The organism is Enterobacter sp. HK169, assembly GCF_001719105.1.
Classification (GTDB): domain Bacteria; phylum Pseudomonadota; class Gammaproteobacteria; order Enterobacterales; family Enterobacteriaceae; genus Enterobacter; species Enterobacter asburiae_B.
On record NZ_CP017087.1, the window covers coordinates 2,048,389 to 2,072,365 of the forward strand.

Below are 23,977 nucleotides of genomic sequence, written 5' to 3' on the forward strand. Positions count from 1 at the left end.
CGGTCCCAATGCGTTTATCGTACCATGCACGGGCGTTTATTGTCGAATGTCCAGTCGGGGATCAGGTACTGCATCGCCATGGCGTCGTCGCGCGCGCCTAGACCGTGTTTTTGATACAGCTCATGGGCTTTCATGACCTGGTCCATATCCAGCTCAACCCCCAGCCCCGGCGTGGAAGGCACCTGCACCATGCCACCTTTGATCTCAAACGGCTGCTTAGTCAGACGCTGATTACCTTCCTGCCAGATCCAGTGCGTGTCGATAGCGGTAATCGTGCCCGGCGCGGCGGCGGCAACGTGCGTGAACATCGCCAGCGACACGTCGAAGTGGTTGTTGGAGTGCGAGCCCCAGGTCAGGCCAAACTCGTGACACATTTGCGCCACGCGCACCGACCCCTGCATCGTCCAGAAGTGCGGGTCCGCCAGCGGAATATCGACGGACTGCAATGACAGGGTGTGTCCCATCTGACGCCAGTCGGTGGCAATCATATTGGTCGCGGTCGGCAGCCCCGTGGCGCGACGGAACTCCGCCATAACTTCACGGCCCGAGAAGCCCTGTTCAGCCCCACACGGATCTTCCGCATACGCAAGCACGCCTTTCAGCTGCTTGCCAATTTTGATCGCTTCATCTAGCGACCACGCGCCGTTCGGATCCAGCGTCACGCGGGCCTGCGGGAAACGTTTTGCCAGCGCGGTAACGGCTTCCGCCTCTTCCTCACCGGCCAGCACGCCGCCCTTCAGTTTGAAATCATTAAAGCCATATTTTTCGTACGCGGCTTCCGCCAGGCGCACCACCGCATCCGGGGTCATCGCCTCGTCGTGGCGAAGTCGGTACCAGTCGCATTGTTCATCCGGCTGGCTCTGATAAGGCAATGGCGTCAGCCTGCGGTCGCCGACAAAGAACAGATAGCCCAGCATTTCCACTTCGCTGCGCTGCTGCCCCTCGCCCAACAGCGACGCAACGTTAACGCCCAGATGCTGACCCAGCAGATCCAGCATCGCGGATTCAATCCCGGTCACCACGTGAATGGTGGTGCGCAGATCGAAAGTCTGCAGGCCACGCCCTCCGGCATCGCGATCGGCAAAGGTGTTACGCACGGTGTTGAGGACATTTTTATACTCACCCAGCGTTTTGCCCACCACCAGTGGAATGGCATCTTCCAGCGTCTGGCGGATCTTCTCCCCGCCCGGAATTTCACCCACGCCCGTATGCCCGGAATTGTCTTTGATAATGACAATATTGCGGGTAAAGAATGGCGCATGCGCGCCGCTCAGGTTCATCAGCATGCTGTCATGGCCCGCAACCGGAACGATCTGCATGGAAGTGACGACAGGGGTCGTAAAAGTACTCATCGTGTAATCCTTTTATCAGTGACGTCCAAAAACAGGGCGCTTACGGTCAAATGTCCAGCCGGGGATAAGGTACTGCATCGGGCCCGCGTCGTTACGCGCGCCGCCCGGTAGCTTTTTATACGCCTCATGGGCTTTATGGATCTGATCCCAGTCAATCTCCACGCCCAGGCCCGGCGCATCCGGTACGGCAATCTTGCCGTTGATGATTTCCAGCGGATTTTTCGTCAGGCGGGCTTCCCCTTCCTGCCAAATCCAGTGGGTATCGATGGCGGTCGGGTTACCCGGCGCCGCAGCGCCAACGTGGGTAAACATCGCCAGCGAAATATCAAAGTGGTTGTTCGAGTGACAGCCCCAGGTCAGCCCCCAGTCATCGCACAGCTGCGCCACGCGCACTGCACCTGAAAGCGTCCAGAAGTGAGGATCCGCCAGCGGAATGTCGACGGCGTTCAGCATCACCGCATGACCCATTTCACGCCAGTTGGTGGCGATCATGTTGGTCGCGACAGGCAGCCCGGTGGCGCGACGGAACTCAGCCATGACTTCACGGCCCGAGAAGCCCTGCTCCGCGCCGCAGGGGTCTTCCGCATAGGTCAGGACATCCCCCAGCCCCTTGCACAGGCTAATCGCTTCCTCCAGCAGCCAGGCGCCGTTGGGATCGACGGTGATCCGCGCATCAGCAAAGCGTTTTTTCAGCGCCCGGGCCGTTTCAATCTCCTGCTCGCCGGGCAGCACGCCGCCCTTCAGCTTGAAATCCTTAAAGCCGTAGCGATCCTGCGCAGCCTCGGCCAGCCGCACCACCGCGTCGCTGGAGAGCGCTTCCTGGTGGCGCAGGCGATACCAGTCGTGATCGCCCGTGGATCGGGCCAGATACGGGAGATCGGTCTTATTGCGATCGCCAACGTAGAACAGATAGCCCAGCACGGTGACCGCATCACGCTGTTTGCCGGGCCCCAGCAGCTCGCAAACCGGAACATTGAGCGCCTTACCCAGCAAGTCGAGCAGAGCGGCCTCCAGCGCGGCGACCGCGTTGACCCGCAGTTCAAACGTCCAGGCACCTTTACCGAACGTATCAAAGTCTGCCGACTGATTGCCCTTATGCACCCGCTGAACCACCTTGTTCAGACGGGCGACCTCCTGGCCCACCACCTGCGGAATGGCATCGACCAGCGTCTGGTAGATCACCTCTCCGCCCGGGGCCTCGCCCACGCCGGTATGCCCTGCGCTGTCTTTCAGCACGACGATATTACGGGTAAACCAGGCGTTATGTGCCCCGCCGATATTGAGCAGCATGCTGTCCTGCCCGGCCACCGGGATGACCTTCATATCCGTGACGGTTGGGCTCGATTGCGTTGTCATTATCCACGCTCCGCAACAGGTTTAAGTTCGACGCGTTTGATATCCCCCACCAGCACCAGGTAACTCAGTACCGCCACCAGCGCATGCACCCCCACGTAGATTAGCGCACCGTTGAAAGAGCCGGTGGTGCCGACGATGTAGCCGATAGCGATAGGCGTAACAATCCCGGAGATGTTGCCGAACATGTTGAACAGGCCGCCGCTCAGGCCGCTGATCTCTTTCGGCGCCGTATCCGCCATCACCGCCCAGCCCAGCGCGCCAATGCCTTTGCCGAAGAAGGCCATCGCCATAAAGCCGATAATCATCCATTCGGCGTTGACGTAGTTACAGAACACCATGGTCATGGAGAGCAGCATGCCGAGCACAATCGGGGTTTTACGCGCGATGTTCAGCGAGCCGGTACGGCGCATCAGCCAGTCGGAAATCACTCCGCCGAGCACGCCGCCGACGAAGCCGCAAATTGCCGGGACCGACGCGACAAATCCCGCTTTCAGAATCGACATGCCGCGTGCCTGCACCAGGTATACCGGGAACCAGGTGATGAAGAAGTAGGTTAAGGCGTTAATACAGTACTGGCCCAGATAGATGCCGATCATCATGCGCGAGCCGACGAGCTGCTTGATCTGCGCCCATTTCTGGCTGAACGGGACTTTTGCTTTTGCGGATTTCTGATCCATATTGATCAGCGCGCCGCCTTCCGCGATGTACTCCAGCTCTTTTTTGTTCACGCCAGGATGCTGATTGGGTTCGTGGATCACTTTCAGCCAGACGAAGCTGATGACGATCCCAAGCCCGCCCATGAAGAAGAAGACGTGCGACCAGCCCACCTCATGCGTCAGCCAGCCCATGATTGGCGCGAAGATCACCGTCGCGAAGTACTGTGCGGAGTTGAAAATCGCCACCGCCGTTCCCCTCTCCTGCGCCGGGAACCAGGCAGCGACAATGCGGCTGTTCCCCGGGAAGGAAGGTGCTTCCGCTAAGCCTACCAGGAAGCGCAGCGTGAAGAGCGCCACGATAATGCCGAAGCCGCTGAAGATATCGACGAAACCCTGCAACAGGGTAAACATCGACCAGATAAAGATAGACCAGAAATAGACGCGTTTAGATCCAAAACGGTCCAGCAGCCAGCCGCCAGGAATTTGTCCGATGACGTAGGCCCATGAGAATGCGGAGAAAACGTAACCCATGCCCACCGGATCAAGGCCGATATCTTTTGCCATTTCCGAACCGGCAATCGACAGCGTGGCGCGGTCACCATAGTTAAAGGATGTGACGATAAACAGCATCACCACTATCCAGTAGCGGGCATTAGTGCGCTTTTCAGCACTGCTCGCTGCGTGGCTTAATGTACTCATTGTTGCACTCCTGAAACATAGCTTTCGCCTGGTTCATTCTGTACAGCACCGGTAGGGTAATCAGAATGAGATTGGTGTTTTGTCGTTTTGGTACGGCCTGACGCCGTTTTATAGTGACCGGAAAAGTATATGAAGGAGTGCCTCATCACCTCACCGTGCAGAAACACAGTATTAAAGGGTGTATGAGAGGTTGTTTATGGCATAAGCCCAGGGGAATGGAAGGTGGTTCACGGAATTGGCGTTTGGTGCGGGGTGTATCGCCGGGTGGCGGCTACGCCTTACCCGGCCTGGATAACTATTTAAGGAGAGTTGCCCAGTTCTCCACCCACGGGTTCGATTCGCTTTCGGGTTCAGGATGCTCACCGGCATCAATCAGCAGCATCTCGCCGACGCGCTGGGCGCTCTGCTCCTGAAGGAGTGCATCGAACTGCTTGCCGCCGCCGCAGAAGTTGGCGTAAGAGCTGTCGCCCAGGGCAATGATGCCGTAGTGCACGTCTGGCTGATAGCCAAGCTGGTCTTTAATGCCCTGAAACAGCGGCACGATGCTGTCCGGCAGATCGCCCTGCCCGGTGGTGGAGGTCACCACCAGAATGTACTTATCTTTATACTTTTCCCAGTCTGCCAGTTCCGGGTCTTCATAGACCGTGGCTTTATGGCCCTGGCTGGCGAGTATTGCCTCAGCCTCTTCCGCTACCAGCAGCGAGTTGCCGTACATTGTGCCGACAAAAATGCCTACTTCAGCCATGATATTTTCCCATAATGAATGCGTTTACCGTTCATCCTGAACGTTGCCCGATACAAACTCAACCCTTTCATTTTCGGGGAGTTGTCCCAGCCAGCCAAACTGTGACAGCGCCTGCATCCAGACGTCGTCCAGCCCCGCACGGAAGGTCAGCGGTTCGCCGGTAAACGGGTGCGTCAGGCTCAGCTCGCTGGCGTGCAGCATCAGACGATGGCAGCCAAAGTGTTCGGCCGCACTGCGGTTCTGGCGCAAATCACCGTGTTTGCTGTCACCAATAATCGGGTGGCGCAGGTGCGCAAGATGGCGTCGCAGCTGGTGCTTACGCCCGGTTTTAGGCAAAAGCTCAACCAGGCTGTAGCGTGTGGTCGGGAATTTGCTGGTTGCAACCGGCATTTCGGTCGTCGCCATGCCGCGATAATCCGTTACTGCGGGCTGCGGACCTTTGTCATCGCGGGAAAATTTATCGGCGATTTTGTCCAGCTCCTCCACCAGCGGATAGTCCAGCGTGGCGGCTTCCGTCAGCCAGCCGCGCACGATCGCATGGTAGCGCTTTTGCATCTGATGCTGTTCAAATTGCTGTGACAGCAGACGCCCCGCCTCGCTGGAAAGCCCCATCAGCAGCACGCCGGAGGTCGGCCTGTCGAGGCGATGGGCGGTAAAAACATGCTGACCAATCTGGTCGCGAACGGTCTGCATCACCACCACTTTCTCATCGCGATCGAGCCAGCTGCGGTGTACCAGCCAGCCTGACGGTTTATTCACCGCCACCAGCCACTCGTCCTGATAGAGGATCTCAAGCGTCATGCATCTTCACCGGCAAACAGGGCATCCAGTTTTTCCAGTTCGACCAGCATCACGTCGCGCGCCGGGTGCGTCGCCTCGAGCGCCATTTCATAGTAGGGAGAGACCGCAAACGCCTGCGGAAGCGGGTGACCGCCCTCAAGCAGGGCGTGCATGCGCGGAATTAACACCCACTGCAGCCATTCAAACGGGGCCAGCGTATCCAGGCAGAAGGGCTGAGTGCTCGCGAACGCTTCTGGCTGCGGCGCGGTCTCCTGCCACAGCTGATGTTGGCGCAAAAGGGCTTCGATGGCGTGCAACTGAGCACGAACGCTATCGTGTTGCGTCATAGTAACCTCAACTGAAAAAGTGAACGGCGCGCAGCATAGCATTGCGGAAGGCAGAAATAAAAAAAGGGAGCACTGTAAAAACAGTGCTCCCGGTTCGTTTCGCAGCATTCCAGCTACAATTCGTGCTCCCTGCTCATCCGTGACAACTTTTCCTGACGCCCGAAGGCCTGGTCATCCGTAAGCCGATGCATCCTGCACACATCTTCCTGACGTGTTTGTCTCATCCTGAAACGTCCTGGCCTTCCTGACCCACCGACCATCCTGACCGGCTCTCGTTCTCCTTCCTGGAGGTGTCCCTTACGCATCCTGCGTTATCCACTTCGCTTCATCCTGAAGCCTTCCTGAAGCGCCATCCTGACGAGTCCTGTGTGAGAAACGCCATCATCCTGATGTTCGTTTCTCGTGTCGGCGTCCTGTCGACAGAAATAGAATCCGCTATTCCGCTTCGTCTTACAACCCACCCTTTCTGGGTTGTAAGCCGTAAGAAATCCCTAAAAACAATACGATGAACAGGTAATTCATTGAAAAACAGAGCGATATTAATCTGAATTAAATGAGGTAATACTGAATCTTCAGCGATCTCTCACAAACGTTGTAAGAGATCTCTCACACGCGCTATAGCATCATGGATTACAGAAGTGGCTCAAGTCGGGTAAGGAAATCCGCAAGAGAGGGGGCGAGAGTCTCGCGATTGCGGGTGCCGATAGTCTCTTTAACCACTTCACCTGACAGGTTACAGACGGAGATAACGTCCAGTTCGCTGTCCAGCGTGGCAATAAAGAGCGTCGGAGAAAGCTTCAGGCGTTTTTGCGTGACCAGGTGACCAATCAGGTTTTCCTGAACACGCTGCAGATCGTCTTCGCTCCAGGTCTGCAACAGCGTCAGCGTGATATCAGCAAAGCGCGCAGGCATATCCCCTGCGAACTGCGTGGTATAAAATGCATGAACCGCTGGTTGTACCACAATGTCCATTGCCCGCTCAACCGCATTTACATTTTGCTCGCCGTCGAAAGGTTTTGGTTGCCAGATAACGTAATCGTCGACTGAAGAGATAATGCACGGCGAAGGTACGCCATACAAATCAGCACTTTGCGGCCATGTCTGGTCCTTTTCATGCCATGCGTCGCAATAGCGGGTCGTGAAGCTAGTGAGGGCATTTGCAGTTTCGATGTCCACCGATTTCTCTCTTCTTGTCAGACAGGATAAACTCAGGCCATAAGTGTACCTGTAAAGTGGCTATGAAACATGTCTTACGAAAATCATCAGGCGTTAACCGGCTTAACGCTGGGTAAATCGACCGATTACCGCGATACCTACGATGCAAGCCTGCTGCAGGGCGTGCCGCGCAGCCTGAACCGCGATCCTCTGGGCCTGCATGCAGACGCATTGCCGTTTGTCGGCGGTGACATCTGGACGCTGTACGAACTCTCGTGGCTTAACGCGCGCGGTCTGCCGCAGGTGGCGGTGGGCCACGTTGAGCTGGATTACGCCAGCGTTAATCTCGTGGAATCCAAAAGCTTTAAGCTCTATCTCAACAGTTTTAACCAGACAAAATTCAGCAGCTGGGACGACGTTCAGCACACCCTGGAACGTGATTTAAGCGCCTGCGCGCAGGGAAAGGTGAGCGTTTCACTGTATCGCCTGCACGAACTGGAAGGGCAGCCGGTCGCCCACTTCAACGGGACCTGCATCGACGATCAGGATATCGAGGTGGAGAATTATGAATTCAGCGCCGATTACCTCGAAAACGCGGCGAGCGGAAAGGTGGTCGTAGAGACGCTGGTCAGCCACCTGCTGAAATCCAACTGCCTGATCACCCACCAGCCGGACTGGGGTTCGGTGCAGATCCAGTACCGAGGCCCGAAAATTGACCGGGAAAAGTTGCTGCGCTACCTGGTGTCGTTCCGCCATCACAACGAATTTCACGAGCAGTGCGTGGAGCGTATCTTTAGCGATATTCAGCGTTTTTGCCAGCCAGAAAAACTGAGCGTTTACGCGCGCTACACCCGCCGTGGCGGTCTGGACATCAACCCGTGGCGCACCAACACCGATTTTGTGCCAGCAACGGGGCGGCTGGTGCGTCAGTAATATAAATATTTTCACAATATGCGCGGTATCTTCCGCGCTTTAGGTTGTGAAACGTCACACGCCAGGGCTATTGTAATCAACAGGGAAAGACGATAATCGTCCCGTAAGGAGCTCACTTGATTACACATATTAGCCCGCTTGGCTCAATGGATATGTTGTCGCAGCTGGAAGTGGACATGCTTAAGCGCACGGCCAGCAGCGATCTTTATCAACTGTTTCGTAACTGTTCACTTGCCGTACTGAACTCCGGAAGCCTGACAGATAACAGTAAAGAACTGCTGTCCCGCTTCGAAAGCTTTGATATCAACGTGCTGCGCCGCGAGCGTGGCGTGAAGCTTGAAGTCATCAACCCGCCGGAAGAGGCCTTTGTCGACGGCCGTATCATTCGTTCACTTCAGGCTAACCTGTTTGCCGTGCTGCGTGACATCCTGTTTGTTAACGGGCAGATCCACAACGCAGGCCGTTTCCAGCATCTCGACCTGGAAAGCTCGGTCCATATCACCAACCTGGTGTTCTCCATTTTGCGTAACGCCCGTGCCCTGCACGTTGGCGAAGCGCCGAACATGGTCGTCTGCTGGGGCGGTCACTCCATTAACGAAACCGAATACCTTTATGCGCGTCGGGTGGGCACCCAGCTCGGCCTGCGCGAGCTGAATATCTGTACCGGCTGCGGTCCGGGTGCGATGGAAGCGCCAATGAAAGGTGCCGCAGTGGGACACGCGCAACAGCGTTACAAAGAGGGACGGTTTATCGGCATGACCGAGCCGTCAATCATAGCCGCAGAGCCGCCTAACCCGCTGGTTAACGAGCTGATTATCATGCCGGATATCGAGAAACGTCTTGAAGCGTTTGTCCGTATCGCCCACGGCATTATCATCTTCCCGGGCGGCGTGGGGACAGCGGAAGAGCTGCTCTATCTGCTGGGTATTCTGATGAACCCGGCCAACAAAGATCAGGTTCTGCCGCTGATCCTGACCGGTCCAAAAGAGAGCGCCGACTACTTCCGCGTGCTGGACGAGTTTATCGTGCACACGCTGGGCGAAGCCGCGCGTCGTCACTATCGCATCATCATTGACGATGCCGCAGAAGTGGCGCGCCAGATGAAAAAAGCGATGCCGCTGGTAAAAGAAAACCGTCGCGATACCGGCGATGCGTACAGCTTTAACTGGTCAATCCGTATTGCGCCGGACCTGCAGATCCCGTTCGAGCCAACGCACGAAAATATGGCGAACCTGAAACTCTATCCGGACCAGCCGGTGGAAGTCCTGGCTGCCGATCTGCGTCGTGCCTTCTCCGGGATTGTGGCGGGCAACGTGAAAGAGATGGGCATCCGCGCCATTGAACAGTACGGTCCGTACAAGATCCACGGCGACCCGGAGATGATGCGCCGCATGGACGACATGCTGCAGGGCTTTGTCGCTCAGCACCGCATGAAGCTGCCGGGCTCAGCCTATATTCCTTGCTACGAAATCTGCACATAACGCTCAACAGCATCTGATCAAAGCCGGGTCGCTCTGTTGCGCGTCCCGGCTTTTTTATTACCGAGGTAATTCATACGCATCACTTATGTCTTTTACAAACTATGCGCAAACGCAAACGATTACCTTGTTTTTTCAACCGTAAATTATCAGCCTTAATCCAAATTACCTGCCAGAAAATACTAAAAACCCATTTCTTTACAGCTAAAGACACCTATATCACGGGCCAGTCTTTCAGCTCGCATGTCGTTGGTGGTAGCCTTCGCGCCCGTAAATTCTCTTTGACGTTTTTTTAACAGATAAATGGTCTAAAGATGCCCACATCATAAGTGGATTATTGCATTTGGGATCAGGATCACTGATAGATTCATAACTAGAATGTATCTTTCCGCCCGCCAATAGTTACGGGCGAAAATTATTAAAAAACCGTCACTGAACGAATTTCATATTACCGTCAGGCACTTTTTCATCGGATTTGACTAAAAACCTGACAATTTGCTTCCTCCAGGAGATACAGATGGAAACCACTCAAACCAGCACCGTTGCTTCGATTGAATCCCGAAGTGGTTGGCGCAAAACGGATACCATGTGGATGCTTGGCCTTTACGGCACAGCAATCGGCGCTGGTGTACTGTTCCTTCCTATCAACGCAGGCGTCGGCGGTCTGATCCCGCTGATCATCATGGCTATCATTGCTTTCCCGATGACCTTCTTCGCACACCGCGGTCTGACCCGCTTCGTGCTGTCCGGTAAAAACCCGGGCGAAGACATCACTGAAGTTGTTGAAGAGCATTTCGGCGTTGGCGCAGGTAAACTGATTACCCTGCTCTACTTCTTCGCTATTTACCCTATTCTGCTGGTCTACAGCGTGGCAATCACCAACACCGTTGAAAGCTTCATGATGCACCAGCTGCACATGACGCCGCCGCCGCGTGCGATTCTGTCGCTGATCCTGATCGTGGGCATGATGACCATCGTTCGCTTCGGTGAGCAGATGATTGTGAAAGCAATGAGCGTACTGGTCTTCCCGTTCGTTATTGCTCTGATGGTACTGGCTTGCTACCTGATCCCACAGTGGAACGGTGCAGCGCTGGAAACCCTGTCCCTGAGCAGCGCATCGGCAACCGGTAACGGCCTGCTGATGACCCTCTGGCTGGCGATTCCGGTAATGGTGTTCTCCTTCAACCACTCCCCAATCATCTCTTCTTTCGCTGTGGCGAAACGTGAAGAGTACGGTAATGGCGCAGAGAAGAAGTGCTCCAGCATCCTGGCACGCGCTCACATCATGATGGTACTGACCGTAATGTTCTTCGTCTTCAGCTGCGTACTGAGCCTTTCCCCGGTGGATCTGGCGGCAGCGAAAGAGCAGAACATCTCTATTCTGTCTTACCTGGCGAACCACTTTAACGCACCGGTCATTGCGTGGATGGCACCAATCATCGCGATTATCGCCATCACCAAATCCTTCCTGGGCCACTACCTCGGCGCGCGTGAAGGCTTCAACGGTATGGTGATTAAATCTCTGCGCGGTAAAGGCAAGAGCATTGAAATCAACAAGCTGAACAAAATCACTGCGCTGTTCATGCTGCTCACCACCTGGGCGGTAGCGACCCTGAACCCAAGCATCCTGGGCATGATTGAAACCCTGGGCGGCCCGGTCATCGCGATGATTCTGTTCCTGATGCCGATGTACGCGATTCAGAAAGTCCCTGCTATGCGCAAGTACAGCGGTCATGTGAGCAACGTCTTTGTGGTTATCATGGGTCTTATCGCAATCTCTGCGATCTTCTACTCCCTGTACACCATGTTCTGATTATCACCCGCGCCGTCTTCGGACGGCGCACTCCTCCCTCTCTGACTGAAAGCAATGGACGCATCATGATTAGCGTATTCGATATCTTCAAAATCGGTATTGGTCCTTCCAGCTCTCACACCGTCGGACCAATGAAAGCCGGTAAGCAGTTCACGGATGACTTGATTGCACGCGGCATCTTGCATGACATTACCCGCGTGGTTGTCGATGTATACGGCTCGCTTTCCCTGACCGGGAAAGGCCACCATACCGATATCGCCATTATCATGGGCCTGGCGGGAAACCTGCCGGACACCGTTGATATTGATGCGATCCCTGGCTTCATCCAGGATGTGAACACCCACGGCCGCCTGCTGCTGGCGAACGGTGAGCATGAGGTTGAATTCCCGGTTGACCACTGCATGAATTTCCATGCGGACAACCTGTCGCTGCACGAAAACGGCATGCGCATTACCGCGCTGGCCGGCGACAAAGCGGTATACAGCCAGACGTATTACTCTATCGGCGGCGGCTTTATCGTCGACGAAGACCACTTTGGTCAAACCAATACCTCTTCTGTAGAAGTGCCGTATCCGTACAAAACGGCGGCGGATCTTCAGCGTCACTGCCAGGAGACGGGCCTTTCCCTCTCCGGCCTGATGATGAAAAACGAGCTGGCGCTTCACAGTAAAGAAGAGCTCGAACAGCACTTCACTAACGTCTGGGAAGTGATGCGCGGCGGTATTGAGCGCGGGATCACCACCGAGGGCGTTCTGCCGGGCAAGCTTCGCGTGCCGCGTCGCGCTGCTGCGCTGCGCCGTATGCTGGTGAGCACCGACAAAACGACGACAGACCCGATGGCCGTTGTAGACTGGATCAACATGTTCGCCCTGGCGGTAAACGAAGAGAACGCTGCCGGGGGCCGCGTGGTCACCGCGCCGACTAACGGCGCCTGCGGTATCGTTCCGGCGGTGCTGGCGTACTACGACAAGTTTATCCGTGAAGTGAACGCGAATTCGCTGGCGCGCTACCTGCTGGTCGCCAGTGCGATTGGTTCGCTGTATAAGATGAACGCGTCTATTTCCGGTGCGGAAGTGGGCTGTCAGGGTGAAGTCGGCGTGGCGTGCTCCATGGCGGCGGCGGGTCTGGCCGAACTGCTGGGTGCAAGCCCGACACAGGTGTGCATTGCTGCGGAAATCGGCATGGAACATAACCTTGGGCTGACCTGTGACCCGGTTGCCGGACAGGTACAGGTACCGTGCATCGAACGTAACGCGATTGCCTCCGTGAAGGCGGTGAACGCGGCACGTATGGCGCTGCGCCGCACCAGCGAGCCGCGCGTCTGTCTCGATAAGGTTATCGAAACCATGTACGAAACCGGTAAAGATATGAACGCCAAATACCGCGAAACTTCTCGCGGCGGCCTGGCGATGAAGATCGTGACCTGCGATTAAGCCCCTCAGGAAGCCTCGTTTTGCGAGGCTTCTTCCTGTTTTCCCCACCATTCATAGTTTCACGCTGCTGACAGTGTTACCCTTCACGCATGAGATAGAAGGGAGATTATCTGTGGCCGTTCATTTACTTATCGTCGATGCTCTTAACCTGATCCGCCGTATCCATGCGGTACAGGGGACGCCTTGTAAAGACACCTGTCTGCACGCGCTGGAACAGCTTATTCGCCACAGTGAACCCACCCACGCGGTCGCGGTATTTGATGACGAAGCCCGCAACACGGGCTGGCGACACCAGCGTCTGCCCGACTACAAAGCCGGACGCGCCCCGATGCCGGACGATCTTCACGCTGAATTGCCCATGCTGCGCGCTGCATTTGAACAGCGGGGCGTTCCCTGCTGGGGTGCACAGGGAAATGAAGCCGACGATCTCGCGGCCACCCTGGCCGTAAAGGTGGCAAGCGCCGGACATCAGGCCACTATCGTTTCAACTGACAAAGGCTACTGCCAGCTACTTTCTCCGACTATCCGCATTCGCGACTATTTTCAAAAACGCTGGCTGGACGCGCCGTTTATTGCCAGCGAGTTCGGCGTCTCGCCTGAGCAACTGCCGGATTACTGGGGGCTGGCAGGCATCAGCAGCTCTAAGGTTCCGGGTGTCGCCGGTATTGGGCCGAAGAGCGCCGCGCAGCTGCTGAAGGATTTTCAGAGTCTGGAAGGGATTTACGCCCGTCTGGATGAGGTGCCAGAAAAGTGGCGCAAGAAGCTGGAGGCGCATAAAGAGATGGCGTTTATCTGCCGGGAAATCGCAACGCTACAGACGGATTTACAGCTGGACGGGAATTTACAGCAGTTGAGATTAGAGCGTTAACGCTTTTCTGTAGGCCCGGTAAGCGTAGCGCCACCGGGCAAAACAAAGCACGTACTATCGCTCGTCGCGACGTCCGCCAATCGCAGCCCACCAGCGACGAATATGCACCGTCACCTCTTCACGGTCGTGATACAGCTGACGCGCCTGGATCTCCACGTTAATACCGTGCTCGTCCATCTGCTCCTGAATGTAGGCCAGGTTCTGCGATACTTCCTCATAGCGCTTTTTCATCGGCAGCTTGAGGTTGAAAATGGTCTCACGACACCAGCCGTTCACCAGCCAGGAGGCCATCAGCGCGGCGACTTTTGCCGGCTTCTCAACCATATCGCACACCATCCACGAGATGTTGTTACGGTTCGGGCGATAGCGGAAACCGTCTTCCCGCAGCCAGGTAACCTGCCCGGTGTCCATCAGGCTTTGCGCCATTGGACCGTTATCAACGGACGATACCCACATATTGCGTTTCACCAGCTGATAGGTCCAGCCGCCCGGGCACGCGCCAAGGTCGACGGCGTACATGCCGTTTGCCAGACGTTCATCCCACTCATCCGCCGGGATAAAGACGTGGAACGCCTCTTCCAGCTTGAGCGTGGAACGGCTTGGCGCATCGGACGGGAAGCGCAAACGCGGAATGCCCATAAAGAAGGGAGAGTTGTTGGTGGTGTACGAATAGCCTGTATAGCAGCAGCCTGGTGCGATAAAGAAGATATGCACCACCGGACGCTTCGGCGTTTCGTAGTTCGTCAGCACGCCCGCATCACGCAGCGCCGCTCGCAGCGGCACGGTGAACTTACGGCAGAACTTCATCAGCTCTTTACTTTCGTTGGTATCCGCCACTTCAACGCGCAGATCGCCGCCTTTCTCCACCACGCCCTGCAGCATGCCGACAATTGGCGTGATGCGGTCTTCCGGCGGAAGATCCTTCAGCAGCTCACCCGCGACAAACATCTGGCGAGCAAAGATCAGCGAGCTGAACGGCAGCTCGCGCGCCAGCTTGTCTGCGTCTTCAGGCTGATAGCACTCGAATACGACATAACCCGCGTTTTCTTTTACGCGGGCAAAGCCGAAGACTTCGCGCTTCGCCGCTTTATCGGTAATTTCCGCGGCGCACTCTTTCTCAAACCCCGGGCGACAATATAAAACAACCTTATTCATGAACAACGCCCTTGCGTTTCAGACGGATAGCTCCGATAAACATTAATACCCAACCCGCCAGGAAGCTGAAGCCGCCGACAGGTGTAACGAACGCCCACAGGCGCAAATGTGAGAGCGCAAGGCAGTACAGGCTACCGCTAAACAACACGGTACCCAGCGCCATAAACACGCTGCTCCAGTAAAACCAGATACTGATACGACGCTGCATCGCCACCGCCAGCCCAAAAATAGCCAGCGTGTGGAACGCCTGATATTCAAGGCCGGTCTGGATCCAGCCCATCTCTACTGCGCCTAAAGACTTGCTTAATACATGTGCGCCAAAGGCGCCCAGTGCAACAAAAATAAAGCCACTCACCGCGGCAAAAATCAGCATGAATCGGCTGGTCATGTTTAAGTCCTGAGTTGATGCGTGCCCGGCACACAAACGTTATTGCTCATACCTGAAGCGGAATTTTTCTTGCTCGGTTGCCGCTTTCGCCAGTATCCACTGCCGGAAGGCGGCTATTTTACCCAGTTCTGCCTGACTGTCATGACAAACCAGATAAAACGCATTCTTGCTGACCAGTACATCATTAAAAGGGCAAACCAGGCGGCCTGCCTCAATTTCGGACTGCGCCATGACGTTGTTCGCCAACGCCACGCCCTGCCCGTGAATGGCAGCCTGTAACACCATCGCACTGTGGCTAAAAATGGGTCCCTGCTGCACGTTAATATGTGTAAGACCTAATTGACGGGTATAAGTTTGCCAGTCGCGGCGAGAGGCATCATGCAAAAGCGTATGCTGAGCCAGGTCAGCGGGTGACTTCAGCGCCTTCTCACCTGTTAACAGCAGGGGAGAACAGACCGGCAGGAGATATTCTGCGTATAATTTTTCAACGCGCAAGCCCGGCCAGTTACCGCGACCATAAAAAATGGCGACATCCACGTCATCGGCCAGCTTGTCCTCCTGACGATCTACCGCCTGGATTCGAACGTCGATCCCCGGATAAGCTGAGTTAAAGCTTGAGAGTCTTGGCACCAGCCAATGAATGGCAAAACTGGGCAATAAACTGACGGTCAGAGCACCTTTTGCACTGCGAGCCTGCAGCTTACGCGTGGCTTCCGTAAGCTGGGAAAAAATCTCTTTAATATCCTGAAAATAGCTCTGCCCCTCTTCGGTCAACAGCAACGAACGGTTGCGTCGACGAAACAGCTTAAGGCCCAGAAAATCCTCCAGAGACTTGATTTGGTGACTTACTGCGGCCTGTGTCACAAAAAGCTCATCTGCTGCGCGGGTAAAGCTCAGATGACGTGCTGCTGCATCAAAAACTCGTAATGCATTAAGAGGTGGCAATCGCTTTGACATGGTTATCTGGCTTAGATGTTAACGGGATTTAACAAACAGGAAACAACGTTTAACCTATTAGTTTTTTTTATCTGAGCCATTATAATTTGTCCGTTGAGGAACTACCAGCAAATACCTATAGTGGCGGCACTTCCTGAGCCGGAACGAAGAGCTTTTTTCGGAATGCGTGTTCTGAAGGGCTTTTGGCTTACGGTTGTGATGTTGTGTTGTTGTGTTTGCAATTGGTCTGCGATTCAGACCACGGTAGCAACGCTACCAATTTTTCACTTCCTGTACATTTACCCTGTCTGTCCATAGTGATTAATGTAGCACCGCCAATTTGCGGTGCTTTTTTTTCGCCTGCGATCTGTTAATGCTCGATCTCTTTCATCTCTTTCACGTCCGTGCGGTTGATCTGCTGCTTGTTCCCGTTAGCATCTTTGTACGAAATCATCCCGGTATCATTATCGGTAGTCGGTTTCCCTTCCGAAACGATAGAACGACCATCGTTGGTGTGCATCACGTAGTTGTTACCGGAACAGGCGCTCAGGGCAAAAGTAAACGCACAGGCAGAAATGATTGCAGCTGTCTTATTCATGATTATTCTCCTTTAGCAATTAATGCTATTCAAACCTCGATTTATAACAGGCTAAAACATCCGCCTAACACTATTTAGCATAACCTGCTTTTTTGAGGCCGTAAGGATAAGCAGACAATTCTGATAGATATCAACCTCCTTGCCCTGCCGCTGAAATTGCGCGACGATCGCTATATTGAAATGAGGAATCCCATGAACGCTTTCAGTCCTGCGCAGTTCCGCGCACAGTTTCCGGCCCTGGCCGATGCCGGTATTTACCTGGATAGCGCCGCCACCGCCCTTAAGCCACAGGCGGTGATTGAGGCCACGCAGCAGTTCTACAGTCTGAGCGCCGGGAACGTGCATCGCAGCCAGTTTGCCGAAGCGCAGCGATTAACCGCGCGCTATGAAGCCGCACGCGATCAGGTCGCACGCCTGATCAATGCCGAAAGCGGGAAAAACATCGTCTGGACGCGCGGCACGACCGAAGCCATCAATATGGTGGCCCAGTGCTACGCGCGCCTGCTGCTTCAGCCGGGCGATGAGATCGTCGTCAGCGAGGCGGAACATCACGCCAACCTGGTGCCATGGCTGATGGTGGCAGAGCAAACGGGTGCACGCGTGGTGAAGCTTCCACTGGGTGCAGACCTTCTTCCCGACGTTGCCCGTCTCCCAGAGCTGATTACCCCCGCAGCCGCATTCTGGCGCTCGGACAGATGTCGAACGTCACGGGTGGTTGCCCGGACCTGGCTCAGGCTATTCGCATAGCCCATGCCAGCGGGATGGTGGTGATGGTCGACGGCGCTCAGGGCGTGGTGCATTTCCCCGCTGATGTGCAGGCGCTTGATATCGATTTCTATGCCTTCTCAGGACATAAGCTCTACGGGCCAACCGGTATTGGGGCGTTGTACGGCAAGCCAGAACTGCTGGCAAAAATGACGCCGTGGCTCGGTGGCGGCAAAATGATCACTGAAGTGTCGTTCGATGGCTTCAAAACTCAGGATGTTCCCTATCGACTGGAAGCCGGTACGCCGAACGTGGCGGGGGTGATTGGCTTAAGCGCGGCGCTGGAGTGGCTGGCAGAAACAGACATCGTTCAGGCTGAAAGCTGGAGCCGGGGGCTGGCGACGCTGGCAGAGGAAGAGCTCAAAAAGCGCCCGGGCTTCCGCTCGTTCCGCGTTCAGGATTCAAGCCTGCTGGCCTTTGATTTCGCGGGCGTTCACCATAGCGACATGGTGACGCTGCTGGCCGGGTACGGCATTGCCCTGCGTGCCGGACAGCACTGCGCCCAGCCGCTGCTGGCGGCGCTTGGCGTTAACGGTACGCTGCGCGCCTCGTTTGCGCCGTACAATACCCAAAGCGATGTCGACGCGCTGGTTGCCGCCGTTGACCGCGCCCTTGAAATACTGGTGGATTAATGACTAGCGCTGCTTTAGCCGGACATCCGTTTGGCACCGTCATCACAGAAGAGACCTTAAAACAGACCTTCGCCCCGCTCCAGCAGTGGGAAGATAAATATCGACAGCTAATCCTGCTGGGTAAACAGCTCCCGGCCCTTTCAGACGATCTTAAAGCGCAGGCGAAAGAGATCGCAGGCTGTGAAAACCGCGTCTGGCTGGGGGTTAGCGTCTCCGGCGAGAAGCTGCACTTCTTCGGCGACAGCGAAGGCCGCATCGTCCGGGGCCTGCTGGCAGTATTGCTGACCGCTGTGGAAGGGAAAAGCGCGGCGGAATTGCTGGCACATTCGCCGCTGGCGTTATTTGATGAACTGGGGCTGCGCGCGCAGCTCAGCGCCTCGCGCGGTCAGGGGTTGATCGCGCTCAGCGACGCGGTACTGGATGCCGCACGTCAGGCTCAGGCCTGACGTTCCGCCTTCGCCAGCATTTTCTTGAGGGCGTGAGACACCGCCACAAAGCCGAAGGAGGCGGTCACCATGGTGGCCGCACCAAAACCTGAGGCGCAATCCATTCGTTTTGGCCCTTCCGCCGTGCTTTTCATCGCGCAGACTGAGCCATCCGCCTGCGGGTAGACCAGCGCTTCGGTCGAGAACACGCAGTCGACGCCGAGCTTGCCTTTGCTGTTCTTCACCACGTTAAAATCGCTCTTCAGGCGCTCACGCAGCTTGGCCGCCAGCGGATCCTGGATCGTTTTCGCCAGATCGGCCACCTGGATCTGCGTCGGATCGATTTGCCCGCCCGCACCGCCCGTCGTGACCAGCGGCACCTTGTACCGACGGCAGTAAGCGATCAACGCCGCTTTTGGCCGCACGCTGTCGATGGCGTCAATCACATAGCTGTAGCCTTTGCTCATGTACTCCGCGACGTTATCTGCCGTCACAAAGTCGTCGATCACCGTGACCCGACATTCCGGGTTTATCAGGCGAATACGTTCCGCCATGACCTCAGACTTCGCCAGGCCGACGTTATCGCGCAGGGCGTGGATTTGACGGTTGGTGTTGGTGACGCAAACGTCATCCATGTCAATCAGCGTGATTGCGCCAATACCGGTTCTCGCCAGCGCTTCTGCCGCCCACGACCCCACACCACCAATGCCCACGACGCAGACGTGCGCATCCGCAAACAGCTGCAGGGCTTTTTCACCATATAAACGTGCCGTACCGCCAAAACGCTGGCGCCAGGCGTCGCTGATTACCACAGACATAAAACCTCAGATGTAAAAAGGGTGAGGTTTTCCTCACCCTGAACAGTAATCCGTATTGCGCTCAGAATACCACAATCAGCCGCTGAATACGTTTCCAGCTCCCGGAGCTGCCTTCAGTACCCACACGCGTCCGTAGTGGTTATACCAGCCCGCGCGATGGCCTGCGTCAGGGCCAATGCCCTGATAGATGTCAAAGTGCTGGCCTTTAATCGCCCCGCCGACGTCCAGCGCCACCATCAGACGCAGTTCATACTGACCGTTGAACTTGCCGTTATTGTCCAGCAGAGGAACCTCAGCCAGCAGCGTGGTGCCTGCAGGAATAATCGAACGATCCGATGCTACCGACGCGCGGCCAATCAGCGGAACTGCACTCGCCCCTTTCACCGGCGCGAAGTTTTGCGGTTTGAAGAAGACGAACGACGGGTTCTGCTCCAGCAGCTCGCGCACCTCGGCTTCGCTGTGTTTCTCGCCCCACTCGCGGATCGCCTGCATCGACATATCTTCTTTCTTCACTTCGCCGCGGTCGATCAGCACCTTACCGATACTGCGATAGGCGTGACCGTTTTTACCGGAATAGCTGAAGAAGTTGAGCGGCGACCCGTCGCCAAAATCAATGTAGCCGCTGCCCTGAACGTCCATGATGAAGTTATCCATCAGGGAGTTGCTGTAGGCCAGAACGTAATTTTCGCTCAGCGCACCGGCGTAGATCTCAGCGCGAGACGGCAGACGACCGCGTTTTGGCGGCATACGGTAGATAGGATACTGGAACTCGCCCTGACGCGAGTGTCGTGCCTGGATAACCGGGGTGTAGTAACCGGTAAACTGGACGTTGCCGTAGTTATCGGCCCCTTCCATCTGCCAGGCGTCGATACCAAACTGGCGCATGTTGCGCGTATCGCCGCCTGCTTTCAGCCAGTCCTGGACCGCGTTATACACGCTACTCTGGGCGCCATACAGACGCGGCGACGCGTTGCGGATCTGGTAGACCTGCTCAGAGAAATCACCGGCATTAATCGGTGCGCCGACGGCATCAGGCTGATTAACTAAAGAGAAAGGCTGGGATAACTTCCCGTCTTTATACTGTTGACCGCGATCGGTCGGTTTGGAAGAACAGGCCGCAAGAATCGCTACCATTGCGCCCGCCATCAGATACTTCGCCCAACGTCCTTTCATTATATCTCGTCTTTAAGTTGCCCATTTCCGCGTGATGAAGATAACAAACCGCCAGGGCTAATGAAATGCGATCGCATGCCCTTTGGCAAATTTTGCGCAAAAAATAGTCCGAACAGAGCCATGTCGTTCAATTTGCATACAAAATCATGATTTATGTAAAAAAGGGGTTGCATCACAAACCTATCCGAGTATAGTGCGCATCCACGGACGCGGGGTGGAGCAGCCTGGTAGCTCGTCGGGCTCATAACCCGAAGGTCGTCGGTTCAAATCCGGCCCCCGCAACCAATTAAAATTTGATGAAGTATCTTCTACGACTGTAGAAAGACGGACGCGGGGTGGAGCAGCCTGGTAGCTCGTCGGGCTCATAACCCGAAGGTCGTCGGTTCAAATCCGGCCCCCGCAACCAATCAAATTTGAAGAAGTAAGTTTCTACACGAGTAGAAAGACGGACGCGGGGTGGAGCAGCCTGGTAGCTCGTCGGGCTCATAACCCGAAGGTCGTCGGTTCAAATCCGGCCCCCGCAACCAACACTTCTGAAAACAATAAACACCCTCAAGGGTGTTTTTTTGTATCTGTCGTTTGTGCATTTGCCGGGCGTTTACCCGGCTGAAAGCATTATCCGCGTCGCGCCAGCGTCGCCCCGTCAGAGAAATACGCCCGTATCCCCGCCAGAATCGACTCCGCAACCTCCTGCTGGAATTTTGCCGTCTTGAGCTTACGCTCCTCTTCGACGTTACTGATAAAGGCGGTTTCAACCAGAATGGACGGGATATCCGGTGCCTTGAGTACCGCAAACCCGGCCTGTTCAACGCTGTTTTTATGCAGCTTATTGATGTTCCCCAGCTTGCCCAGCACCGCTTTACCAAACTTCAGGCTGTCGTTAATGGTCAGCGACTGCACCATATCGAACATGGTGTGGTCAACGTAGCGGTCGCCGCTTTTGCTCACGCCACCAATCAGGTCAGAGGCGTTCTGGCTGTCAGCCAGGAATCTTGCTGCGGTACTGGTCGCGCCTTTGGTTGAGAGCGCGAACACCGACGAGCCGCTTGGCTGGCGGCTGGTAAAGGCATCCGCATGGATCGACACGAACAAATCGGCGCGCTGCTTCTGCGCTTTCGCCACCCGGACCTTCAGCGGAATAAAGATATCTTCATTGCGCGTCATATAGGCGCGCATATTGCCTTCTTTATCAATCAACGCCTTCAGGCGGCGGGCAATTTGCAGCACCACGTCTTTTTCACGCGTGCGGTATTTCCCCACCGCGCCGGAGTCTTCGCCGCCGTGGCCGGGATCGAGCATGATCACAATCGGACGATCGCGCCCTGCTTTTCCGGGCTGCGGACCGCTTTGCGCAGGCGGCACCTGACGCTGAAGATCGCCCTTGTTGTAGTCTTCCAGCAGAGCGAGAAGCGGATCCTGGATATCCGTTGCGTTGGCCGGGTAGAGATCCATCACCAGACGCTCTTTAAACGTCGCAACGGGCGCCAGGGCGAACAGCTGCGGCTTAACGTTCTGTTTAAGCTCAAACACCATGCGCACGGTTTGCGGATCAAACTGCCCGACGCGCGCCGATTTAATAAACGGATCGTCGCCGCGGATCTGCGCCGCCATCCCTTTCAGCACGGAGTTGAGGTTAACGCCTTCGAGATCCACCACCACGCGTTCCGGGTTGCTGAGGGCAAATTGCTTATATTTCAGCACGCGATTGGATTCGACCGTCACGCGCGTATAGGTCGACGACGGCCAGACGCGCACCGCCACCACCTGACTCGTGGCGGCAAGACCGACCTGACTGACGCTAAGCAACCACATTGCCCCGGCCCCTTTTAACAAACGGCGGCGGCTTATTGCTGAATTGGATCCCGACATGCTTCTCCCGAGCAAGAACACTGACTGATATACAAAATGTCCAAATTGACCGAAAACTTTAACGAATGACGCATAAACTGTCATCTATAAAAGGGTAAACAATCATACGCTAACGCACGGATTACTTACCAATTTCTGTGGGTCGCGGAAAATTTGCGCTTGCACACGCGGCCACAATCGAATAAAAATACAGAAATTACGAATAAACATTCATTAAGGGTTGTGCCATGGTGAAGGAACGTAGAACCGAACTGGTCCAGGGATTCCGCCATTCTGTTCCCTATATCAACGCCCATCGGGGAAAAACGTTTGTCATCATGCTTGGCGGCGAAGCCATTGAGCATGAAAATTTTTCCAGCATCGTCAATGACATTGGCCTGCTGCACAGCCTCGGGATCCGCCTGGTGGTGGTGTATGGCGCGCGTCCGCAGATCGACGCCAACCTGGCCGCTCACCACCACGAGCCGATTTACCATAAACATACCCGCGTCACCGATGCCAAAACCCTGGAGCTGGTGAAACAGGCGGCGGGTCTGCTGCAGCTGGATATTACCGCGCGTCTCTCCATGAGCCTGAACAATACGCCGCTGCAGGGCGCGCATATCAACGTCGTGAGCGGCAACTTTATCATTGCCCAGCCGCTCGGCGTGGACGATGGCGTGGATTACTGCCACAGCGGCCGTATTCGTCGTATTGATGAAGAAGCTATTCACCGCCAGCTGGACAGCGGTGCCATCGTGCTGATGGGCCCGGTCGCCGTTTCCGTGACCGGCGAAAGCTTTAACCTGACGTCCGAAGAGATCGCCACGCAGCTGGCGATCAAGCTGAAGGCGGAAAAAATGATTGGGTTCTGCTCCTCCCAGGGCGTCGTGGACGGTGAAGGAACAATCGTACCGGAACTCTTCCCGAATGAAGCCCAGGCCCGCGTGGAAGCGCTGGAAGCCGAAGGCGATTACCACTCCGGCACCGTCCGCTTCCTGCGTGGCGCCGTGAAGGCCTGCCGCAGCGGCGTGCGCCGCAGCCACCTGATCAGCTATCAGGAAGACGGGGCCCTGCTGCAGGAGCTGTTCTCCCGCGACGGTATTGGTACGCAGATTGTGATGGAGAGTGCGGAGCAGATCCGCCGCGCCACCATCAATGACATCGGCGGCATTCTGGAGCTGATCCGCCCGCTGGAACAGCAGGGCATTCTGGTACGTCGCTCACGCGAACAGCTGGAGATGGAGATCGATAAATTCACCATTATTCAGCGCGATAACCTGACCATTGCCTGCGCCGCGCTCTATCCGTTCCCGGAAGAGAAGATCGGTGAAATGGCCTGCGTGGCGGTGCATCCTGATTACCGTAGCTCTTCACGCGGCGAAATGCTGCTTGAACGCGTGGCGGCACAGGCGCGCCAGATGGGGCTGAGCAAGCTGTTCGTCCTGACGACGCGCAGCATTCACTGGTTCCAGGAGCGCGGATTCACGCCGGTGGATATCGATTCTCTGCCGGAAACGAAGAAAGAGATGTACAACTATCAGCGTCGTTCAAAGGTGCTGATGGCTGACCTGGGATAATACAACGCTTGCCGGGTCGCGCTGCGCGTACCCGGCCTGCATGT

General features: G+C 55.8%; 21 protein-coding genes, 3 tRNA genes and 1 pseudogene. 11 read left to right on the forward strand and 14 right to left on the reverse strand.

Annotated features, from left to right (window positions below):
• Positions 1 to 14: 14 nt before the first annotated feature.
• The 7 genes from gudD to syd form a co-directional block, all read right to left on the reverse strand.
• Positions 15 to 1,352 (reverse strand): glucarate dehydratase, encoded by a 1,338-nt coding sequence (gene gudD / locus EnteroDNA1_RS09665; RefSeq protein ID WP_069303257.1) that lies wholly within the window; start codon positions 1,350 to 1,352, stop codon positions 15 to 17.
• 15 nt (positions 1,353 to 1,367) lie between these two features.
• Complete coding sequence (locus EnteroDNA1_RS09670) at positions 1,368 to 2,708, reverse strand: enolase C-terminal domain-like protein (RefSeq protein WP_069303258.1); 1,341 nt, start codon at positions 2,706 to 2,708, stop codon at positions 1,368 to 1,370.
• Positions 2,708 to 4,063 carry a galactarate/glucarate/glycerate transporter GudP gene (gene gudP / locus EnteroDNA1_RS09675; RefSeq protein WP_023309021.1) on the reverse strand — a complete coding sequence of 452 codons (1,356 nt, stop codon included), beginning with the start codon at positions 4,061 to 4,063 and terminating at the stop codon, positions 2,708 to 2,710. The genes EnteroDNA1_RS09670 and gudP overlap by 1 nt, the downstream gene beginning before the upstream one ends.
• A 295-nt stretch (positions 4,064 to 4,358) precedes the next feature.
• Positions 4,359 to 4,808 carry a flavodoxin gene (locus EnteroDNA1_RS09680; RefSeq protein ID WP_023333248.1) on the reverse strand — a complete coding sequence of 150 codons (450 nt, stop codon included), beginning with the start codon at positions 4,806 to 4,808 and terminating at the stop codon, positions 4,359 to 4,361.
• 24 nt (positions 4,809 to 4,832) lie between these two features.
• The gene (gene truC, locus EnteroDNA1_RS09685; RefSeq protein WP_069303259.1) at positions 4,833 to 5,609 is read right to left on the reverse strand and encodes a tRNA pseudouridine(65) synthase TruC; all 777 of its coding nucleotides are present in this window, start codon (positions 5,607 to 5,609) and stop codon (positions 4,833 to 4,835) included.
• Positions 5,606 to 5,935: a YqcC family protein gene (locus EnteroDNA1_RS09690; RefSeq protein ID WP_023309024.1), complete on the reverse strand. Its 330-nt coding sequence runs from the start codon at positions 5,933 to 5,935 to the stop codon at positions 5,606 to 5,608. Before EnteroDNA1_RS09690 ends, truC begins: the two co-directional genes overlap by 4 nt.
• Positions 5,936 to 6,565: 630 nt before the next feature.
• Positions 6,566 to 7,111: a SecY-interacting protein gene (gene syd / locus EnteroDNA1_RS09700; protein ID WP_045888075.1), complete on the reverse strand. Its 546-nt coding sequence runs from the start codon at positions 7,109 to 7,111 to the stop codon at positions 6,566 to 6,568.
• A gap of 69 nt (positions 7,112 to 7,180) precedes the next feature.
• Between syd and queF the strand changes: the two genes are divergently transcribed.
• The 5 genes from queF to xni all read left to right on the forward strand — a co-directional run bounded on the left by queF (position 7,181) and on the right by xni (position 13,615).
• The gene (gene queF, locus EnteroDNA1_RS09705; RefSeq protein ID WP_069303260.1) at positions 7,181 to 8,023 is read left to right on the forward strand and encodes an NADPH-dependent 7-cyano-7-deazaguanine reductase QueF; all 843 of its coding nucleotides are present in this window, start codon (positions 7,181 to 7,183) and stop codon (positions 8,021 to 8,023) included.
• A gap of 116 nt (positions 8,024 to 8,139) precedes the next feature.
• Complete coding sequence (gene ppnN, locus EnteroDNA1_RS09710) at positions 8,140 to 9,504, forward strand: nucleotide 5'-monophosphate nucleosidase PpnN (protein ID WP_023309027.1); 1,365 nt, start codon at positions 8,140 to 8,142, stop codon at positions 9,502 to 9,504.
• 514 nt (positions 9,505 to 10,018) lie between these two features.
• Complete coding sequence (locus EnteroDNA1_RS09715) at positions 10,019 to 11,314, forward strand: HAAAP family serine/threonine permease (RefSeq protein WP_029741560.1); 1,296 nt, start codon at positions 10,019 to 10,021, stop codon at positions 11,312 to 11,314.
• Between the two features lie 65 nt (positions 11,315 to 11,379).
• Positions 11,380 to 12,747, forward strand: a complete 1,368-nt coding sequence (locus tag EnteroDNA1_RS09720; RefSeq protein WP_033146431.1) for an L-serine ammonia-lyase — start codon at positions 11,380 to 11,382, stop codon at positions 12,745 to 12,747.
• A gap of 112 nt (positions 12,748 to 12,859) precedes the next feature.
• Entirely contained in the window at positions 12,860 to 13,615 is a 756-nt protein-coding gene (gene xni, locus EnteroDNA1_RS09725) for a flap endonuclease Xni (RefSeq protein WP_048979245.1), read from the forward strand.
• A gap of 54 nt (positions 13,616 to 13,669) precedes the next feature.
• Here the strand turns inward: xni and rlmM are convergent, their stop codons facing one another.
• The 4 genes from rlmM to EnteroDNA1_RS09745 form a co-directional block, all read right to left on the reverse strand.
• Positions 13,670 to 14,770, reverse strand: coding sequence for a 23S rRNA (cytidine(2498)-2'-O)-methyltransferase RlmM (rlmM, locus tag EnteroDNA1_RS09730; RefSeq protein ID WP_069303261.1), 1,101 nt, complete (start codon positions 14,768 to 14,770; stop codon positions 13,670 to 13,672).
• Positions 14,763 to 15,158: a DUF423 domain-containing protein gene (locus EnteroDNA1_RS09735; RefSeq protein ID WP_023309031.1), complete on the reverse strand. Its 396-nt coding sequence runs from the start codon at positions 15,156 to 15,158 to the stop codon at positions 14,763 to 14,765. Before EnteroDNA1_RS09735 ends, rlmM begins: the two co-directional genes overlap by 8 nt.
• 39 nt (positions 15,159 to 15,197) lie before the next feature.
• A complete protein-coding gene (gene gcvA / locus EnteroDNA1_RS09740) occupies positions 15,198 to 16,115 on the reverse strand; it encodes a glycine cleavage system transcriptional regulator GcvA (protein ID WP_023309032.1) in 918 nt (305 codons plus the stop codon).
• Between the two features lie 349 nt (positions 16,116 to 16,464).
• Entirely contained in the window at positions 16,465 to 16,692 is a 228-nt protein-coding gene (locus EnteroDNA1_RS09745; RefSeq protein ID WP_008499648.1) for a YgdI/YgdR family lipoprotein, read from the reverse strand.
• 192 nt (positions 16,693 to 16,884) lie between these two features.
• Between EnteroDNA1_RS09745 and csdA the strand changes: the two are divergent.
• Together csdA and csdE are read left to right on the forward strand one after the other, a co-directional pair.
• Positions 16,885 to 18,089, forward strand: a pseudogene (csdA, locus tag EnteroDNA1_RS09750) (cysteine desulfurase CsdA).
• Entirely contained in the window at positions 18,089 to 18,535 is a 447-nt protein-coding gene (gene csdE, locus EnteroDNA1_RS09755) for a cysteine desulfurase sulfur acceptor subunit CsdE (protein ID WP_023333259.1), read from the forward strand. Before csdA ends, csdE begins: the two are co-directional and overlap by 1 nt.
• On the opposite strand, the gene tcdA is transcribed toward csdE, so the two are convergent.
• On the reverse strand, positions 18,526 to 19,332 hold the full coding sequence (tcdA, locus tag EnteroDNA1_RS09760; protein WP_048979243.1) for a tRNA cyclic N6-threonylcarbamoyladenosine(37) synthase TcdA: 807 nt from the start codon (positions 19,330 to 19,332) through the stop codon (positions 18,526 to 18,528). The genes csdE and tcdA overlap by 10 nt on opposite strands.
• Positions 19,333 to 19,407: 75 nt before the next feature.
• A complete protein-coding gene (gene mltA, locus EnteroDNA1_RS09765; protein WP_033146436.1) occupies positions 19,408 to 20,505 on the reverse strand; it encodes a murein transglycosylase A in 1,098 nt (365 codons plus the stop codon).
• Between the two features lie 208 nt (positions 20,506 to 20,713).
• On the opposite strand from mltA, the gene EnteroDNA1_RS09770 reads away from it, so the two are divergent.
• The 3 genes from EnteroDNA1_RS09770 to EnteroDNA1_RS09780 all read left to right on the forward strand — a co-directional run bounded on the left by EnteroDNA1_RS09770 (position 20,714) and on the right by EnteroDNA1_RS09780 (position 21,032).
• A tRNA-Met gene (locus tag EnteroDNA1_RS09770) sits at positions 20,714 to 20,790 on the forward strand.
• A gap of 44 nt (positions 20,791 to 20,834) precedes the next feature.
• Positions 20,835 to 20,911: transfer RNA gene (locus EnteroDNA1_RS09775), tRNA-Met, on the forward strand.
• A gap of 44 nt (positions 20,912 to 20,955) precedes the next feature.
• Positions 20,956 to 21,032, forward strand: a tRNA-Met gene (locus EnteroDNA1_RS09780).
• Between the two features lie 88 nt (positions 21,033 to 21,120).
• Here EnteroDNA1_RS09780 and amiC read toward each other — a convergent pair.
• On the reverse strand, positions 21,121 to 22,374 hold the full coding sequence (amiC, locus tag EnteroDNA1_RS09785) for an N-acetylmuramoyl-L-alanine amidase AmiC (protein WP_029740496.1): 1,254 nt from the start codon (positions 22,372 to 22,374) through the stop codon (positions 21,121 to 21,123).
• A 227-nt stretch (positions 22,375 to 22,601) separates the two neighbouring features.
• Here amiC and argA point away from each other — a divergent pair, with 227 nt between their 5' ends.
• Entirely contained in the window at positions 22,602 to 23,933 is a 1,332-nt protein-coding gene (argA, locus tag EnteroDNA1_RS09790) for an amino-acid N-acetyltransferase (protein ID WP_039263334.1), read from the forward strand.
• Positions 23,934 to 23,977: the final 44 nt, after the last annotated feature.

Bases quoted from the DNA above. Each gene is read 5' to 3' on its own strand.
- EnteroDNA1_RS09690 (WP_023309024.1), bottom strand. From the start codon at position 5,935: ATGACGCAACACGATAGCGTTCGTGCTCAGTTGCACGCCATCGAAGCC.
- gcvA (WP_023309032.1), bottom strand. From the start codon at position 16,115: ATGTCAAAGCGATTGCCACCTCTTAATGCATTACGAGTTTTTGATGCA.
- csdE (WP_023333259.1), top strand. From the start codon at position 18,089: ATGACTAGCGCTGCTTTAGCCGGACATCCGTTTGGCACCGTCATCACA.
- EnteroDNA1_RS09745 (WP_008499648.1), bottom strand. From the start codon at position 16,692: ATGAATAAGACAGCTGCAATCATTTCTGCCTGTGCGTTTACTTTTGCC.
- EnteroDNA1_RS09680 (WP_023333248.1), bottom strand. From the start codon at position 4,808: ATGGCTGAAGTAGGCATTTTTGTCGGCACAATGTACGGCAACTCGCTG.
- truC (WP_069303259.1), bottom strand. From the start codon at position 5,609: ATGACGCTTGAGATCCTCTATCAGGACGAGTGGCTGGTGGCGGTGAAT.
- EnteroDNA1_RS09720 (WP_033146431.1), top strand. From the start codon at position 11,380: ATGATTAGCGTATTCGATATCTTCAAAATCGGTATTGGTCCTTCCAGC.
- EnteroDNA1_RS09715 (WP_029741560.1), top strand. From the start codon at position 10,019: ATGGAAACCACTCAAACCAGCACCGTTGCTTCGATTGAATCCCGAAGT.
- rlmM (WP_069303261.1), bottom strand. From the start codon at position 14,770: ATGAATAAGGTTGTTTTATATTGTCGCCCGGGGTTTGAGAAAGAGTGC.
- EnteroDNA1_RS09735 (WP_023309031.1), bottom strand. From the start codon at position 15,158: ATGACCAGCCGATTCATGCTGATTTTTGCCGCGGTGAGTGGCTTTATT.
- amiC (WP_029740496.1), bottom strand. From the start codon at position 22,374: ATGTCGGGATCCAATTCAGCAATAAGCCGCCGCCGTTTGTTAAAAGGG.
- argA (WP_039263334.1), top strand. From the start codon at position 22,602: ATGGTGAAGGAACGTAGAACCGAACTGGTCCAGGGATTCCGCCATTCT.
- tcdA (WP_048979243.1), bottom strand. From the start codon at position 19,332: ATGTCTGTGGTAATCAGCGACGCCTGGCGCCAGCGTTTTGGCGGTACG.
- gudD (WP_069303257.1), bottom strand. From the start codon at position 1,352: ATGAGTACTTTTACGACCCCTGTCGTCACTTCCATGCAGATCGTTCCG.
- queF (WP_069303260.1), top strand. From the start codon at position 7,181: ATGTCTTACGAAAATCATCAGGCGTTAACCGGCTTAACGCTGGGTAAA.
- EnteroDNA1_RS09670 (WP_069303258.1), bottom strand. From the start codon at position 2,708: ATGACAACGCAATCGAGCCCAACCGTCACGGATATGAAGGTCATCCCG.
- gudP (WP_023309021.1), bottom strand. From the start codon at position 4,063: ATGAGTACATTAAGCCACGCAGCGAGCAGTGCTGAAAAGCGCACTAAT.
- mltA (WP_033146436.1), bottom strand. From the start codon at position 20,505: ATGAAAGGACGTTGGGCGAAGTATCTGATGGCGGGCGCAATGGTAGCG.